Annotated in this window: 13 protein-coding genes and 1 tRNA gene; 6 read left to right on the top strand and 8 right to left on the bottom strand. The window is 60.5% G+C overall.

Going from position 1 to position 16,001, the window contains the following annotated elements; translation table 11 throughout:
• On the bottom strand, positions 1-2,399 hold a 2,399-nt coding region (gene secA, locus NW844_RS01470; protein WP_414332851.1), incomplete at its 3' end, for a preprotein translocase subunit SecA.
• A 198-nt stretch (positions 2,400-2,597) separates the two neighbouring features.
• On the opposite strand from secA, the gene NW844_RS01465 reads away from it, so the two are divergent.
• Genes NW844_RS01465 through purU form a run of 3 tightly spaced genes read left to right on the top strand, consistent with a single transcriptional unit; the run spans position 2,598 to position 4,085 of the window.
• The gene (locus NW844_RS01465; protein WP_414332849.1) at positions 2,598-2,912 is read left to right on the top strand and encodes a TatA/E family twin arginine-targeting protein translocase; all 315 of its coding nucleotides are present in this window, start codon (positions 2,598-2,600) and stop codon (positions 2,910-2,912) included.
• A gap of 3 nt (positions 2,913-2,915) precedes the next feature.
• Positions 2,916-3,176: a hypothetical protein gene (locus tag NW844_RS01460; RefSeq protein WP_414332847.1), complete on the top strand. Its 261-nt coding sequence runs from the start codon at positions 2,916-2,918 to the stop codon at positions 3,174-3,176.
• Between the two features lie 60 nt (positions 3,177-3,236).
• Complete coding sequence (purU, locus tag NW844_RS01455; RefSeq protein WP_414332845.1) at positions 3,237-4,085, top strand: formyltetrahydrofolate deformylase; 849 nt, start codon at positions 3,237-3,239, stop codon at positions 4,083-4,085.
• Between the two features lie 381 nt (positions 4,086-4,466).
• On the opposite strand, the gene NW844_RS01450 is transcribed toward purU, so the two are convergent.
• Positions 4,467-5,858 carry a TldD/PmbA family protein gene (locus tag NW844_RS01450; protein WP_414332844.1) on the bottom strand — a complete coding sequence of 464 codons (1,392 nt, stop codon included), beginning with the start codon at positions 5,856-5,858 and terminating at the stop codon, positions 4,467-4,469.
• 150 nt (positions 5,859-6,008) lie between these two features.
• Between NW844_RS01450 and NW844_RS01445 the strand changes: the two genes are divergently transcribed.
• Positions 6,009-7,571, top strand: coding sequence for a bifunctional orotidine-5'-phosphate decarboxylase/orotate phosphoribosyltransferase (locus NW844_RS01445; RefSeq protein WP_414332882.1), 1,563 nt, complete (start codon positions 6,009-6,011; stop codon positions 7,569-7,571).
• Between the two features lie 88 nt (positions 7,572-7,659).
• On the opposite strand, the gene leuS is transcribed toward NW844_RS01445, so the two are convergent.
• Complete coding sequence (leuS, locus tag NW844_RS01440; RefSeq protein ID WP_414332842.1) at positions 7,660-10,281, bottom strand: leucine--tRNA ligase; 2,622 nt, start codon at positions 10,279-10,281, stop codon at positions 7,660-7,662.
• Between the two features lie 58 nt (positions 10,282-10,339).
• Complete coding sequence (locus tag NW844_RS01435) at positions 10,340-11,230, bottom strand: ferredoxin--NADP(+) reductase (RefSeq protein ID WP_414332840.1); 891 nt, start codon at positions 11,228-11,230, stop codon at positions 10,340-10,342.
• 330 nt (positions 11,231-11,560) lie between these two features.
• Between NW844_RS01435 and NW844_RS01430 the strand changes: the two genes are divergently transcribed.
• Positions 11,561-12,568: a phosphoribulokinase gene (locus NW844_RS01430; RefSeq protein WP_414332839.1), complete on the top strand. Its 1,008-nt coding sequence runs from the start codon at positions 11,561-11,563 to the stop codon at positions 12,566-12,568.
• A 94-nt stretch (positions 12,569-12,662) separates the two neighbouring features.
• Positions 12,663-13,394: a 6-phosphogluconolactonase gene (gene pgl / locus NW844_RS01425; RefSeq protein WP_414332837.1), complete on the top strand. Its 732-nt coding sequence runs from the start codon at positions 12,663-12,665 to the stop codon at positions 13,392-13,394.
• 291 nt (positions 13,395-13,685) lie between these two features.
• On the opposite strand, the gene NW844_RS01420 is transcribed toward pgl, so the two are convergent.
• The 4 genes from NW844_RS01420 to rplS all read right to left on the bottom strand — a co-directional run bounded on the left by NW844_RS01420 (position 13,686) and on the right by rplS (position 15,898).
• The gene (locus NW844_RS01420; protein ID WP_414332835.1) at positions 13,686-14,081 is read right to left on the bottom strand and encodes a hypothetical protein; all 396 of its coding nucleotides are present in this window, start codon (positions 14,079-14,081) and stop codon (positions 13,686-13,688) included.
• Between the two features lie 427 nt (positions 14,082-14,508).
• Positions 14,509-15,321: a tetratricopeptide repeat protein gene (locus tag NW844_RS01415; RefSeq protein ID WP_414332834.1), complete on the bottom strand. Its 813-nt coding sequence runs from the start codon at positions 15,319-15,321 to the stop codon at positions 14,509-14,511.
• A gap of 61 nt (positions 15,322-15,382) precedes the next feature.
• Positions 15,383-15,455, bottom strand: a tRNA-Trp gene (locus NW844_RS01410).
• A 50-nt stretch (positions 15,456-15,505) separates the two neighbouring features.
• A complete protein-coding gene (rplS, locus tag NW844_RS01405; RefSeq protein ID WP_414332833.1) occupies positions 15,506-15,898 on the bottom strand; it encodes a 50S ribosomal protein L19 in 393 nt (130 codons plus the stop codon).
• Positions 15,899-16,001: the final 103 nt, after the last annotated feature.

Raw genomic sequence — 16,001 nt, 5'->3', positions numbered from 1 at the left:
AACTCCTGCATCTTGGCGGTCAGCTTGTCGATTTCCCACTCTTCCGGCGGCAGCTCCGGGTTGACGTGGGCCCGCACGATCTCCTCGACAGTCTTGCGCACATAGTCGAGGATTTTGGTTTTGAGGTTCTCCCCTTCCAAGATGCGCCGCCGCTCTGAGTAGATGGCCCGCCGCTGGTTGTTCATCACCTCGTCGTACTCAAACACCTGTTTGCGCAGGTCGAAGTAATACACTTCCACCTTGCGCTGCGCGTTCTCCAGGCTGCTGGAAAGCAGCGGGTGCTCGATGGGCATGTCCTCATCCACCCGGAACATGTCCATCAGTTTGGCCACCCGCTCGCCACCGAAGATCTTGAGCAGGTTATCTTCCAGGCTGAGGAAAAACCGCGAGGAGCCGGGATCCCCTTGCCGTCCGGCGCGGCCCCGCAACTGGTTGTCGATGCGACGGGACTCGTGGCGCTCCGTGCCGATCACGTGCAGGCCGCCCAGCCGCACCACTTCCTCGTGCTCGGCCTCGGTTACCTTTTCGTACTCGGCCTTGATGCTGTTGTAGACCTCCCGCAGTTGCAAGATCAGCGGATCCTGCACCGGCGCTTTCTCCGAGGCCACCGCGATGAGATCTTCCACCACCAGCTCCGGCAGGCGGTTCAACCCATATTTGGTCACCGCCGCCGCCACCACCTCCTCCAGCGCTTGGCTGGTGCGGGCCGACAGCTCACAGGGGTAAAAGTTGGGAGAGACCACCGTCCAGGATTTTTTCGGCTTAGGTGAGGATCCTCCAAATCCCTGGCCCCCACCCCGCCCTAGCATGGGAACGGATCCCAGCGGGTTGTCGGCGTCCAGTTGCACCAGCTTGGGCATCAGCCGTTCCCGCAGCTTGAGGCGGGCCATGTACTCGGCATTGCCGCCCAAGATAATGTCCGTGCCGCGCCCGGCCATGTTGGTAGCAATGGTTACGGCACCTTTGCGCCCCGCCTGGGCGATGATCTCCGCTTCCCGCTCCACGTTCTCCGGCTTGGCGTTGAGGAGGTTGTGCGGGATCCCCATCTCCTTGAGCATGGCCGAGAGGCGCTCAGATTTTTCCACGCTGGTCGTCCCCACCAGTACCGGCCGGCCCCGCTCGTGCATGTGGGCAATTTCCTCGGCGACCGCTTTCCACTTGGCGTTTTCGGTCTTGTAGACCAAGTCGGGAGCATCTTTACGGCGGATGGGCCGGTTGGTGGGGATCACCGTCACTTCCAGGTTGTAGGTTTTGCCGAACTCGGCTTCCTCGGTGCGGGCGGTGCCCGTCATGCCGGAGAGCTTGGGATAGAGCAGGAAGAGGTTTTGGTAGGTGATGGTGGCCAGGGTTTGGCTCTCGTTTTGGATCGGCACCCCCTCCTTGGCTTCCACCGCCTGGTGCAGCCCATCCGACCAGCGGCGACCGGGGAGCACCCGCCCGGTGAACTCGTCCACGATCACCACCTCTTGGTTGCGGACGATGTAGTGGACATCCTTGATGAAGAGCTCCTTGGCCTTCACCGCATTAAAGACAAAGTGGGCCCAGGGATCCTTGGGGTCAAACAGATCGGAGACCCCCAGCAACCGCTCGGCGGCTTCAAACCCTTCGTCGGTGAGGATGACGTTGCGGGCTTTTTCGTCCACTTCGTAGTGCTCGTCCCGGATCAGCTCCCGCGCCACCTGGGCCGCCTTGAGGTACTTTTCGGAGGGGCGGGCCATCTGGCCGGAGATGATCAGGGGGGTGCGGGCCTCGTCGATGAGGATGGAGTCCACCTCGTCGATGATGCAGTAGTTGAAGGGCCGCTGCATCACCTCTTTGATGTCGGTGGCCATGTTGTCCCGCAGGTAGTCGAAGCCCAGCTCGCTATTGGTGCAGTAGGTGATGTCGCAGTTGTAGCTGCGCCGCTTCTCTTCGGTGGACATACCCTCTTGCACCAGGCCAACCGTCAGGCCCAAGAAACGGTGCACCTGCCCCATCCACTCCGAGTCCCGCCGGGCCAAGTAGCCGTTGACGGTAACGATGTGAACCCCCTTGCCGGTCAGGCCGTTGAGATAGGCAGGCAGGGTGGCGACCAGTGTTTTCCCCTCGCCGGTTTTCATCTCGGCAATCTGGCCCTCGTGCAGCACCATGCCGCCGATGAGCTGCACGTCGTAGTGGCGCAAGTTGAGAACCCGCTTGGCCGCTTCCCGCACCACCGCAAACGCCTCGGGCAGGAGGTCGTCGAGGGACTCCCCTCTATCCAGGCGCTGGCGAAACTCGGTGGTCTTGGCCCTGAGCTCCGCATCGGAAAGAGAGGCGATCTCGATCTCCAGCGAGTTGATCAGCTTGACAACAGGACGGTACTGGCGGATCTTGCGATCGTTGGGATCCCCAAGGAGCTTTTGTAGGGTTTGGAGCATGGGCAAGCCTGGGCCGATAAAGAAGTTGACTGATGACGCAATTTTACCATTTTGATTTGGCTGGCCAGGGAGAAGTTGGCCTGGGCGAGCTGAGCACAAAACACCTAAGCTGTGGGAATGGCTGAAGAGGGCCTGCGGTGACTTGCGGTCTGCGGCGAGAAAATGTCAGTCTAGGGAAGCGAAGGGATCCCAGGGCTTATGAACTTTTTGGGTGTTGGACTGCCGGAAATGTTGGTCATCTTTGCGGTGGCCCTTTTGGTCTTTGGGCCGCGCAAATTGCCGGAGATCGGTCGCACGTTGGCCAAAACCCTGCGCAGCTTGCAAGATGCCTCCAGAGAGTTTGAGGCGCAGTTGAACCGAGAGGCACAGGAGCTGGAAAAAGCTGTCCGCCCAGCAGCGGCCCGAACCCAAGCCGAGTCGGTCGCCATAGCCAATCCGCCTGGCAAACCCGCCAATGGGGCAGAACCCGTAGCCGCCACAGCCGACAACTCGCCAACCGCAGACGCCGCCTAGTCGATGGCCCGCTTCAACCCGCTTTGCTTTGGCCTGGAGATCGCGCGCCTGTTCGAGCAAGGGCAGTCCTATTTTGCCCCGGCGAAGGTGGAAACCTGGCTGCGGCAGCACGGCCAAAACCCCTCCGACTACGAGATCTCGTTTCACCAGGAGCTGCCCCCTGCCGGCTCCTCGGCAACCATCTGGATTCGCATCGACCTGAAGCGTTGGGATGGCCAGCCGGTGGATCCCTGGCTGTTGGCAGAGATCAACCGGGTCGATTGACAGCCTTGCTCTGGGGCCGATCCAGGCCCTAGGGTAAAGAGGCGAGCTCTTCGCACCTCTATGCCCACGGCCACTTTGTTGGTGTCTTGCCCCGATCAAAAAGGGCTGGTAGCCAAGCTCTCCAATTTTATCTACAGCTACGACGGCAACATCCTGCATGCCGACCACCACACGGATCCCGAGGCAGGGCTGTTCCTAAGCCGCATCGAGTGGGACTTAGAGGGCTTCCAACTGGAGCGGGCGGAAATTGTCCCCGCCTTCTCGGGCATTGCCCGTGGGATCCAGGCCAACTGGGAACTGCATTTTTCCGACACGCGCCGTCGCCTTGCCGTGTGGGCCAGCAAGCAGCCCCACTGTCTGTTGGATCTCATCTGGCGGCAGAGGGCTGGGGAACTGCCGGCGGAGATCCCTTTGATCATCAGCAACCACCCCGACTTGGAGCCGCTGGCCCGCTCCTTCGGCATCGACTACCATCACATCCCGATTTCTCCAGAGAGCAAAGCAGAGGCAGAAACCCGCCAGCTTGCCTTGCTGCAGGAGTATCGCATCGACCTGGTGGTGTTGGCCAAGTACATGCAGGTGCTGAGCGGGTGGCTGCTCCGCCAGGCGCCGCCGGTGATCAACATTCACCATTCCACCCTGCCCGCCTTTGCCGGCGCCAACCCCTACCAGCGCGCCCACCAACGGGGCGTCAAGATCATCGGCGCAACTGCCCACTACGCCACCGAAGATCTGGATGAGGGGCCGATCATCGAGCAGGATGTGGTGCGGGTCAGCCACCGCGATACCGTTGCCGACCTGATCCGCAAAGGCCGCGACATGGAACGCCTAGTCCTGGCTCGGGCCGTGCGCTATCACCTGGAAAATCGCGTGCTGGTCTACCACAACAAAACGGTGGTGTTTGCTTGATGAGCAAAAAACTGGGCTTATAAGCGCTCCGCGCCGCTGCCCTCACCCCCGGCCCCTCTCCCAGAGGGAGTACTCCCTCACCCCCGGCCCCTCTCCCAGAGGGAGTACTCCCTCACCCCCGGCCCCTCTCCCAGAGGGAGAGGGGAGTTAGGGATAGGGCTCCGCGCGGCCAGCGCGTTCGTGACAGCGTTACGTGGCAATAACGTTTCATTGCTATTTGATGATGACTAAGTAAGCAGAACTTTGCGGCTTGGCTATAGGGAACTGTCTAGGGGCGCATTGACAACCCCTTTACGAGCCTGTCCATGGGCTGCGTAAGGATCCCCCGACTTAAGTGGTGGGAGTGGCAACGACCCTACGGGTAGAGTCCCGCCGAAGCAGCTAAGCAGTCTGTTGTCCGCCTACAATGGCCCGGCAGCGAATGTAGGGACCGCCTGCATCCACCTTGGCCGGCTGCCCCTTGCCGCAATGGCCAGATCCCAGGTCCCAGAGAAAATCCCGCGAGACGGCATCCACCGATTGCAACACTTCAAAGGCATTGCCCGTGATGGTGACCCCTCGCAGCAGCTCCGCCAGCTTGCCGTTGCGAATGCGGTAGGCCCGCTCCACGCCAAACATAAACTCGCCGGTGGAGTCGGCTTGCCCGTTTCTGGCCCCATCCAGGAAGTAGCCGTCGGGAGTGCTGGCGATGATCTCCTCCAAAGTCTGGGATCCCGGCTCGAGGTAGGTGTTGCGCATGCGGATGAGGGGCTCATCGGCATATTCCCAGGCGCGGGCGTTGCCGGTAGGCTCGACGCCGAAGTGGGCAGCCGTTTCGCGGTTGTGCAGGTAGCTCACCAAAATGCCGTTTTGGATGATGGTGGTGGTTTGGGTGGGAACGCCTTCGTCGTCCACCGGCAGCGTCCCCCCTGCCCCCGGCATAAATTCGGAGCGGCCTGAATCCTTGAGCGTAACCAGTTCGCTGGCCACCCGCTGGCCCAGCTTGCCGGCAGCCACCGAGCCGGCCAAGACAAAATCCGCCTCGACGGTGTGGCCAATGGCCTCGTGCACCAGCAGACCCACGATGGAAGGAGACAAAATGACCGTGGCCCATCCTCCCTCGGCGTAGCCTGCGGAGAGGAGATCGACCGCAGTAGCAGCCGCCTTTTCCGCCATCTGCAAGGGATCCGAGCGGAACAGACAGTCCCACCCCCCCGTTACCCCGATGGACTCGGCGCCGCTGCTCAGTTGGCCATCGGCCTCGGCCACCGCTTGTACCCGCAATTCGGGGCGCACCAGGCGAAAGGCCACATCCGCCCCATCGGTGGTGACAATGGCTTTTTCCTCGTAGATCTCGTTGTAGGTGCAACTGGCGGAGCTAATACGAGCGGAAGACTTCTGGGCTTGGGCTTCCGTTTCCAAAACCAACTGGATCTTCGCCTCTAGAGGCTTGTTGAGCACCTCTCCCACGCCGGGCTCGCAAAACTCCCCTTGGGCCAACCGCACGCTGGGCAAAGCCTGCAACTTGTGTTTGCGGTAGTCGGCGCTGGCGCGGGCAGCCTGCTGCGCCTCGGCAATGGCCTCTCGAATGGCAGCCGGCGAGGGATCCCCGGTGGCGGCAAAGCCCCAGGTGCCGGCCTCTAGCACCCGCACCCCCACGCCGGAACGGCGGCGAACCGCGGTGCGCTCAAGGCGGCCTTTCTCGGCGGTGACACTGCGAAACACCTTGCTGTGGTAGCGCAGTTCCACAAAGCCAGAGCAATCTCGAAGGATGTCGCGCAGAAGGTCTCGCATGGCAACAGGGGGATAGATGCGGTGCTCAATTCAGCATAGCCTCATTGTGGGCTTAATCGGGGTCGAACCTTGGCCTGACGGGAAGGGATCCCAAAGGAGAGGATGGAGAACGACGCACAATGAGAAAAGCCAAGGAGCCGACCGTTGCAGGTGAAAAGATATGGGGTGAGTTTCAGCGACAAGTGGGTGGCTGCAAGCCGGCAGAACCAAAGCTGTCTCTGGCTGGGCTTGGATCCCAATCCAGAGCTGTTACCTGCCCACCTCAGGCCAAAGGGAGAGCCCGATTCCAACCTGGTTGCCTCTGCAACACCGCAAATGATGGCCGCCTTGCTGGACTGGCTGGGCTGGGTGATCGAGCAGACGCAGGATCACGTGTGCGCCTACAAGCCGACGCTGGGGTTTTATTTGGCCCTGGGATCTGGCGGCCTGGAGTTGCTGGAAGCGGTGCTGCGCCGAGTGCCCACAGGGATCCCGGTCATTCTCGATGCCAAGTACGCCGATTTGAACAGCGCCTCTGTTCTGGCTCGGCAGGCTTTTGAAGTTTGGAATGTGGATGCCCTCACCCTCAATCCTTATGCAGGCCAGGATCTGGTGGCTCCGTTTTTGCTCTATCCTCACAAAGCTGTGTTTCTGCTCTGCCGTACCAGCAATCCGGGGGCCAACGCCATCCAGGACTACCCTGCCGAAGCCATCGCCGGGCAGCAGGAAGGAATAGAGAGCGTGGAACCCCTTCACCTAAATCTGGTGAAACAGTGCCGCCATTGGGGCACACCCGAACAGGTAGCGCTGGAAGTGGGATCCGCGCATCCCTCAGTGATGGGTCGCATCCGCGCCGCTGCTCCCGAACGGCTGATCTTGGCCCGCAGCCTCTGGGGAGAGGGCGTGGACTGGCAGGCTTGTCTGCAGGCGGGGTTGAACGCCCATGGAGAGGGCCTGTTGCTGCCGGTACCCCAGGACTGGTTGGCTCGCCAGGATTTGAAAGAGGCTGTAAGCCAGTTGCGAGAAACCGTGGAAACAGCTCGCTCTCAGAAGGGACAGTCGGGATCTGGGTCGGCTTGCACCTTGTGGGTGCCGGATGTCTGTCTGTTGCAGCCCAATCCTCATACGGATTTGATCCTAGAGCTGTACGACATCGGCTGTATTCTATTTGGAGATTATGTCCAGGCTTCTGGGCAAACTTTGCCCTATTACATTGATCTGCGTACCATTATTTCCAAGCCGCAAATCTTCCATCGCGTTCTCAAGGCTTACGCAGAGATTTTAGAAACCCTTTCCTTCGAGCGGATTGCCGGGATCCCCTATGGATCTCTGCCGACGGCAACCGGATTATCCTTGCGCTTAAATAAGCCGATGATCTATCCCCGCAAAGAGGTAAAAGCCCACGGAACTCGCCGGCAAATCGAGGGATCCTACCAACCGGGGGAAACGGTGGTTGTAGTGGATGACGTTTTGATTACAGGGCGCAGCGCCATGGAAGGAGCCGAGAAACTGCGCTCGGCAGGGCTAAAGGTGGAAGACATTGTGGTGCTGATCGATCACGAGCAGGGGGCGCGAGAGCGTTTGCAAGAGCAGGGGTACCGCGGCCATGCCGTTCTCACCCTCTCGGAAATCAAAACCACTCTTTTCCGCGCCGGCCGCATTGACGAAGCCCAGTTTAATCGTCTCTCCCAGCTCTCACCCCCAGCCCCTCTCCCTGAGGGAGAGGGGAGTTAGAGCGGCGCGAAAGCTACAACGACATGGTTCGGTTACGGAAAGCCGGTAGGGCTGCCATGCCGACCCCAAACCCGATGGCCAGACGCAGCTAGAGAACCAAGTTAACCAGCTTTTTCGGCACCACCACCACTTTTTTGGGCGTCGCCCCTTCCAGATACTTTTGCGCCGCCTCAGACTGAAGGGCCAAGCGTTCCTGCTCCTCTGGCGTCACGTCCGCCGGTGCCTCAAATGAGCCGCGCAATTTGCCGTTCACCTGAATCACAATGGTTACCGTGTCGGCCACCAGAGCCGCCGGATCATGGCTGGGCCAAGATTGACGATGGACTGAGTCCGGGCCGCCCAGCGCCTGCCACAACTCCTCGGCAATGTGGGGGGCAAAGGGGGCCAAGAGCAACACCAGGGTGCGCATCCCCTCCGCATAGACCGGCGAATCCGGGATCCCGGCCTCGGCCAGGGCGTTGCTCAGCTTCATCAGCTCGGCGATGGCGGTGTTGAGCTGGTATTCCTCCAGATCCTCACTGACTGCCTGGATGGCCGTGTGGACGGCGCGGCGCAGATCTTTTTCGGCCTTGGTCAGGGATCCCGCCTCGACCTGGGCCTGCAGCAGCTCGGCGGCTTTGCCCCGCAAGGACTCCGTCCCGCTACCGCGAACGACAAACTCGTACACCTGCCGCCAGACGCGGTTGAGAAAGCGAAACTGGCCTTCCACATCGGCGTCGTCCCACTCCAGATCTTTCTCGGGGGGCGCCTTGAAGAGGATAAACATGCGGGCTGTGTCCGCTCCGTAGTGGGCCAGCACCTCCTCCGGATCCACGCCGTTGCCTTTGGATTTGGACATGGTGGCGTAGATAACTTGCAGGGGCTCGCCGGTCTCTGGATCTGTGGGGTTGTTGGGATCCTTGACCAGAGCCGCCGGGATCCAGCGATCCTTGCCGGACTTGTTGGGGTTGTAGTAGGTGCGCCCCTGCACCATCCCCTGGGTGAGCAGACGCAAGAACGGCTCGTCAAAATTCAGCAGCCCCTGATCTCGCAGCACCTTGGTGAAAAAGCGGGAATAGAGCAGGTGCAAGATGGCGTGCTCGATACCGCCCACGTACTGATCTACCGGCAGCCAGGCGTTGACCAGGTCTCTGCGGAAGATCTCGCGGTCGTTGCGGGGATCGCTGAAGCGCAGGAAATACCAGGACGAGCAGATGAAGGTGTCCATCGTGTCGGTCTCGCGGCGGGCATCGGCGCCACAGGTGGGGCATTTTACCTTCACCCAGTCCTCCAAGTGGGCCAAGGGAGAGCCACCTCGTCCGCTCAGCTCCACATCCTCCGGCAACAGCACCGGCAGATCCTCCTCCGGCACCGGCACAATCCCGCAGTGGGGGCAATGAATTACGGGGATGGGGCAGCCCCAGTAGCGCTGCCGCGAGATGAGCCAATCCCGCAGGCGGTAGTTCACCTGCCGTTCCCCCAAGCCCTGACTCTCTAACCAGGCGATGGCTCTTTCTACGCTCTGCCCTGGGCCTTTGCCCACCGGGATCCCGTCCAAGGGGCCGGAGTTGATCATCACCCCTTCCCCTGTCCAGGCCGACTGCAGATCTGCAGCCGTCTCCCCTGCCTCGCCGGGCGGCTGCACCACCTGCTTGATGGGCAGGCCAAACTTGCGGGCAAACTCGAAGTCCCGCTGGTCGTGGGCGGGCACGGCCATGATGGCCCCCGTACCGTAGCCCATCAGCACATAGTCGGCAATCCAGATGGGGATCCGCTCTTGGTTGACGGGGTTGATGGCGTAGGATCCCGTCCAGACGCCCGTTTTTTCCCGGTCTTCGGCGCTGCGCTCGATCTCGCTGCGGGCGGCAGCCTCGGCCTGGTAAGCCTTGACGACGGGCTGTTGCTCAGGGGTGGTGAGCTTGTCCACCAAGGGGTGCTCCGGCGACATGACCATGAAGGTGGCCCCCCAGAGGGTATCGGGCCGCGTGGTGAACACCGGCAGCTCCTCCCCTGTCTCCGCTTTGAAGACAACCCTAGCCCCCACCGACCGGCCGATCCAGTTCTCCTGCATAATGCGCACCCGCTCCGGCCAGCCGGAGAGCTGTTCTAGGTCGGCCAGCAGTTGGTCAGCATAGGCGGTGATTTTGAAAAACCACTGCTTGAGCAGGCGCTTTTCCACCAGAGCGCCGGATCGCCAGGAGCGCCCCTCCGCATCCACCTGCTCGTTGGCCAGCACCGTCTGATCCACGGGATCCCAGTTCACCGCCGCCTCTTTTTGGTAGGCCAGGCCCGCCTTCAAAAATTGCAGGAAGATCCACTGCGTCCATTTGTAGTAGTCTGGCGAACAACTGGCTATCTCCCGCTCCCAGTCGTAGGAAAGCCCCAGCCGTTGCAGTTGATCCCGCATCTGGGCGATGTTCTGGTAGGTCCACTTGGCCGGCGGGATCCCCCGGTCGATGGCGGCATTCTCCGCCGGCAGACCAAAGGCATCCCAGCCCATCGGGTGCAGCACCGCGTACCCTTGCATGCGCTTGTGGCGGGCAATCACATCGGTGATGGTGTAGTTGCGGACATGCCCCATGTGCAGGTTGCCGCTGGGGTAGGGGAACATCGACAAAGCATAAAACTTGCGGATCCCGTCCTTCAACTCTGGGGTGCGATCCAGCCCCATTTCACGCCAGTGGGCCTGCCACTTGCTCTCGATGGCCCGGGGATTGTAGCGCGCGTCCACGGTTTGATGCTCCTGGGGAAAAAGCGCTCACCCTTTACATGCTACGCAAGTTTTAAAATCAGTAGGTTTCTTCGTGCCACCTATCTGCTTTCTTCAGCTCCTTCTGGAACTTGCTCCAATCCTGACCGGCTTGTTCGGCCAAGGGCCCCATGACGTTGTTGATCCCGTCTTCCATCCCCTTGAGGCCGCAGATGTAGGTGTAGGTGTTGGGCTTTTGCAGCATCTCCCACAGCTCAGCGCCGTACTCCGCCATGCGGTTTTGCACGTACATCTTTTTGCCGTCGGGGGTTTGCTGTTCGCGGCTGATGGCGTAATCGACGCGGAAGCGATCCCCGTACTGGGCTTTCCAGGCCTCTAGATCCCCGTGGTAGAGCAAGGTGGAAGTGGTAGGTACCCCAAAAAACAGCCAGATCCTGCCCTGATAGTTGGGATCCTCCTCAAACAGATGCTTGATGAAGGCGCGAAAAGGGGCGATGCCGGTGCCGGTGGCGATCAAAATCAGGTTGGCGTTCTCATCTTCGGGCAGTAGGAAGGTTTTCCCCGAGGGCCCGGTGATCATCACCTCGTCGCCGGGTTTGAGATCGGTGAGGAAGCCGGAGCAGACCCCCACCCCCGGCTGGCCCGTCTCTTTATCCACGTATTCGGCCCGCTTCACGCTCAACGAAACGGTGCGCCCCTCGCCATCATCGCCGTAGCGGGTGGACGCAATGGAGTAGAGGCGGGGCTTGTGGGGCTTGCCTTTGGCATCTTCGCCAGGGGGGATAATGCCAACGCTTTGCCCTTCTAGGTAGCGGTAGTTGGGATCCGGCAAGCTGAGCACGATGTGCTTGGTCAGCCCGGGCGCCCCCTCGCCGACAATGGAGTAGGTCTCCACACATTGTCCGATCAGAGGCGCGTTGGGACGATACAGATTGACGACAACCTCTCGCTTTTCTGCGCTGGCAACCATAACTGCGATCTGCTCCTGGCACTGGAGAGAAAATGGATAGCAAACACCATAGCAGCCCGGCTGGCCAAATGGAACTTGCCAGCAGAGAAGCCGGCAGCCCTTTCGAGCTGATGCCGAGAGCGACACCCCCAAAAAACTGCTCCCAGCCGAGCTCAGCGGCCAAGAATATGCATTTTTTGTTAAATTGTTCCTTAAGGTGCTGATATCTCTGGCCTGCAAGCGGGTTGTGAGGTAGTGGCTCTGTTGTGGTATCATGCAGAGCCGTAACAGTTGGTAACTTTCCTAGCAGCTTTTTCTCAGTTTTGCCCTGCCCGTCCCCAAGGAGTTCCCATGGCAAGCAGTCCTGATCGTATTGTGATGATTGGTGTCGCCGGAGATTCTGGCTGTGGCAAATCCACGTTTTTACGTCGGCTGGGGGATCTGTTTGGCCGGGATCTGATCACCACCATTTGTCTGGACGACTATCACTCCTTGGATCGCTACCAGCGCAAAGAGAAGGGCATCACGGCACTGGATCCCCGCGCCAACAACTTCGACCTGATGTACGAGCAGGCCAAGGCGCTCAAGAATGGCCAAAGCGTGATGAAGCCGATTTACAACCACGAGACCGGCCTCATCGACCCGCCGGAGCGGGTGGATCCCAACCGCATCATCGTCCTGGAAGGGCTGCATCCCATGTACGACGAGCGGGTGCGCGAGCTGCTGGACTTCAAGGTGTACTTGGATTTGGCGCCGGAGATCAAGATTGCCTGGAAGGTGAAGCGGGACATGGCCGAGCGGGGCCACACTTACGAAGATGTGTTGCGCTCGATCGAGGCTCGCCGTCCCGATTTTGAGGCTTATGTCGATGTGCAGAAGCAGTATGCCGATGCCGTCATCGAGGTTCTGCCCACCCAGTTGCTGCCAGAGCTGGATCCGGAGCACAAGGTGTTGCGGGTACGGCTGATTCAGCGGGAAGGGGTCAAGTACTTCAACCCTGTTTACCTCTTCGATGAAGGCTCCACCATCGATTGGATCCCTTGCGGCAAAAAGCTGACCTGTTCCTATCCTGGGATCCGCCTCCACTACGGCCCTTCCACCTACTTCGATCACCCGGTTTCGATTTTGGAGATCGACGGCACCTTTGAAAAACTGGAGGAAGTCGTCTACATCGAGAACCACTTGAGCAACCTGTCCACCCGCTACTACGGCGAGCTGACGGAACTGTTGCGCAAGCACCCAGAATATCCGGGATCCCGCAATGGCTCTGGCCTGATTCAGGTTATCGTGGGCCTAAAGCTGCGCGCCCTTTACGAGCAAATCCAGGCCGAAGCCAAAGAGTTGGCGGTGGCTTCCTAACCTTTGCCCGCCCAAGCGGCTCAAGAGGGATTGCCGGTAGGGTGTTGCTGCAGGTAGGCTGACCCGGTGGGAGTCAGCGTCAAGGTTTGGGTCTATGCAGGGATTCCAGTTGGAGATCTTTCCAGAGGGATCCGTCCTCATTCAGCGGGCCATCGAGGTTTGGCAAAGCCGGGCAGCGGCTGCCATCCGGGAGCGGGGACGTTTTACCGTGGTCCTGGCGGGGGGAAGCACCCCCAAGCAGTTGTATGCTGCTCTCGCCCAAACCCAAGGGATCCCTTGGCAACAAACCTGGCTGTTCTGGGGAGATGAGCGCTACGTCCCCCCGGAGCATCCCGAGAGCAACTACCGCATGGTGCAAGAAACCCTGCTGAAGTGGATCGGGATCCCGGCCGATCAGGTGTTTCCCATGCCCACCCAAGCGGGGGATCCGCTTCGCGATGCTGCCGACTATGAGGCGACCCTGCGGCGGCTTTTCGGCGCGGAGTGCCCTTCTCTCGACCTGATCTGGCTGGGGGTAGGGGAGGACGGCCACACAGCCTCTTTATTTCCCGACACCGCCGCCCTGCAGGTGCAACACCGCTGGGTAACAGTGGGGCAGAAAGGGCCGGAGCCGCGTCTAACCTTGACCTACCCTGTCCTCAATCGGGCAGCCCAGGTGGTGTTCTTGGTAACCGGAGCGAACAAAGCTGCCATTGTGAAAGAGGCGCTGACCACCGAGGCCCACCTACCCTGCCAGCGCGTCAACCCCAACGGACGGCTGCTCTGGTTGCTGGATGCGGCGGCGGCAGCTCAACTGCCCCTGCCAGCCGTCGCGCTGCTCAGGTGACGTACCCCCGCCCTCATGCTGATGCATAGAGGGCAAGCTGCTCGTTTCAACAGGGAGCGATTGTGGGAACCCCACCGCGTCCAGATTCCGGCAACGCCGTTTTGTGCAACCACCTCGGTTCCAGCACAGAAACTCCCGGCCCTTGCTGCCGCGGCCGTCCTGCCGACAGAGGGCGGGTTGGCTAAACGCGATTAAGCCACTCCTCAAGCGCTTCCCTCACCCCCAGCCCCTCACCCCCGGCCCCTCTCCCTCTGGGAGAGGGGAGTTGAAAACCGGCGGGGCAGGGATCCCTCAGGGGGTGCCGGGCAAATTCTTCAGTACTGGGATGACCAGCTCTTGGACGGGCAGGGCCACAGGCTGAGCGGAGTCGCTGCTCAGAGAACTGGATGGCACCGCAGGGGAAGAGCTTGGGAGCTCGCCAATGGGCCGCAGTTGCCAGCGGATGATCTGATCGCCGCGGTAAAAAGTAACCAGCAACTGATCCCCCTGCGACTGGATTTGCCAAGTGCCATCGCCGCTATTGACCGAAATATGGCCGCCGGAAAACGGTGCATCCAAAACCGGCCCCGATTGGGTCCAGATACGTCCTCCACCCGTTTCCAAGACCAATTGCACCGTTGCCCCCTGCCCCTGGCCACTCAAAATTTGGCCGGTTCCGCTCCAAACCCGGGTTTCTGTCTGGGCCACAGCGGGCTGCCCAAGCTGCAAAACCACGAGCAACAGCCCTGCCCAGCTCCGGTGGCTTCGCCGTCCCCCTCTCCCATCAGAGAGGAAGAAAGAAGAGCGAGAGAAAAAAGCCATTGCACCCACGTTGATACCACACGTCGCGATAAGTCTAAAACAGACAAAAAATGAAGCAGTCCTTTACACAGTCTTTTTCGCAGTCTGCCGGCAGCACTCAGGATCCCTCCTTTGGCTCTGAGCTGAGCCTGCTGCCAGCATCCTCTCTCGGCTTGATCCCAATCTAGCAACCCCCATCCCCCCAGACAGGATGTAACCTGAGGCTCTGGCTGCGGGGATCCCCAGCAACTGTTTCGCCAATGCGCAGAGGTGGGTCTGCAGGTATTTTCTAGGCGATCCTTCCCACTATTTATTACTACTGAAGCTTGAGAGACTATTTGAGAGCAAGGAAACGCTCCAGAGCTGCCACCATCGCCGGTGGCCAACGGCGGACAGATCTCACCCATTCCAGGTCGGCGTAGCGGGGATCCAGCCCTTGCACGGCTACCCAGTGACTTTCGGCTTCTCCCTGGCGACCCTGCACCCAGAGAATGGCACTGAGAGCGGCCCGCATATCTGGAAACCTCGGGTACTTGCGCACCAAAGCCCGCATCAAGCGCAGCGCAGCCTCTGTTTCGCCCATCTGGTAGAGGCTGAGGGCATAGTTGGCCTGGGCAAAAGCGTAATCGGGAGCCAGCTCCGTGGCGCGGCGGTAGTCGGCCAAAGCCTGCTGCCAGTTGCCCAGCCCCGCTTCAGCATTGCCGCGGTTGTTGTAGGCCGCCGCATCGTTGGGATCCAACTGCAACACCCGTTCGTAATCCGCAATCGCCTCCTGCCACCGCCCCAATCCCTCCAAAGCAGCCCCTCGATTCAGATAGGGATCCGGCGCCTCAGGAGCCAAACGAATGGCCTCAGCGTAGTCCTCCAGAGCTGCCTGGAATTGGTGCTGGCCAACACGAGCATTGCCCCGATTGCTCCACAAGGCCGGATTGTGCGGCTGGATCTGCAACAGTTGAGTCCACAAGGCTTCCGCCTGGGCAAGATCCCCCCGCCCGGTAGCAGCAAAAGCCTCCTCAAACAGCCGATCGATCTCGGGATCTATCTTGGCGTTTGCCGCCGTAACTGGGGGCCAGATAGGGATCCCTAGCCAAAGCAGCAACCCCAGCAAGAGGGCAGAGAGTAGGTTGGGTACAGGAACGAACTTCATGGCTTCAACAGTTCCCTTGGGTGGGGGTCCCAAGCCGTCACCGCAAGGGGTCTGACATCAACGCGCCCTGGAGGACTCGAACCCCCGACATCCGGTTTTGGAGACCGACGTTCTACCAACTGAACTAAGGACGCATTGGCAGGGACACACCCGCTTACTCAGTGTAGCAGGTACGACCCAAACCTCAGAGGGGCTGTTCCCGATTATCCATATTCTCTGTCTTGGCCTTGATGCGAGTGGCTTTGCCCACCCGATCCCGCAAGTAGAACAGCTTGGCCCGGCGCACTTTACCCCGCCGCAGCACCTGGATCGACTCAATGCGCGGGGAATGAATGAGAAAAACTCGCTCCACGCCGATCCCCTGGAAAACCTTGCGTACCGTAATGGTGCGGTTGATGCCGGAGTGGCGCATGGCAATGACCGTGCCCTCAAAAGCCTGCACCCGCTCCTTGCCCCCCTCTTGAATGCGAACTCCCACCCGTACCTGATCGCCAACCCGGATCTCAGGCAGATCCCTTTTCAGGTGCGCCGCCTCGATGGAGCGGATGATCTCTTCAGCGTTGATGCGAACGTTCATGGCCTTCCCGCGCTACCGGCAGTTAACTATGGTAGCAATCGTTCCTGTTTTCTGTACAGAGCTGGCCGAGGGATGCGGGAAACCGTGTTTACGCCCCCCGCCT

Origin of the sequence: Synechococcus sp. H55.2 (genome assembly GCF_047462495.1) — a bacterium.
Lineage (GTDB): Bacteria > Cyanobacteriota > Cyanobacteriia > Thermostichales > Thermostichaceae > Thermostichus.
The sequence above is the reverse complement of the archived record's forward strand: the minus strand, read 5'-3'. Positions and strand labels throughout refer to the sequence as shown.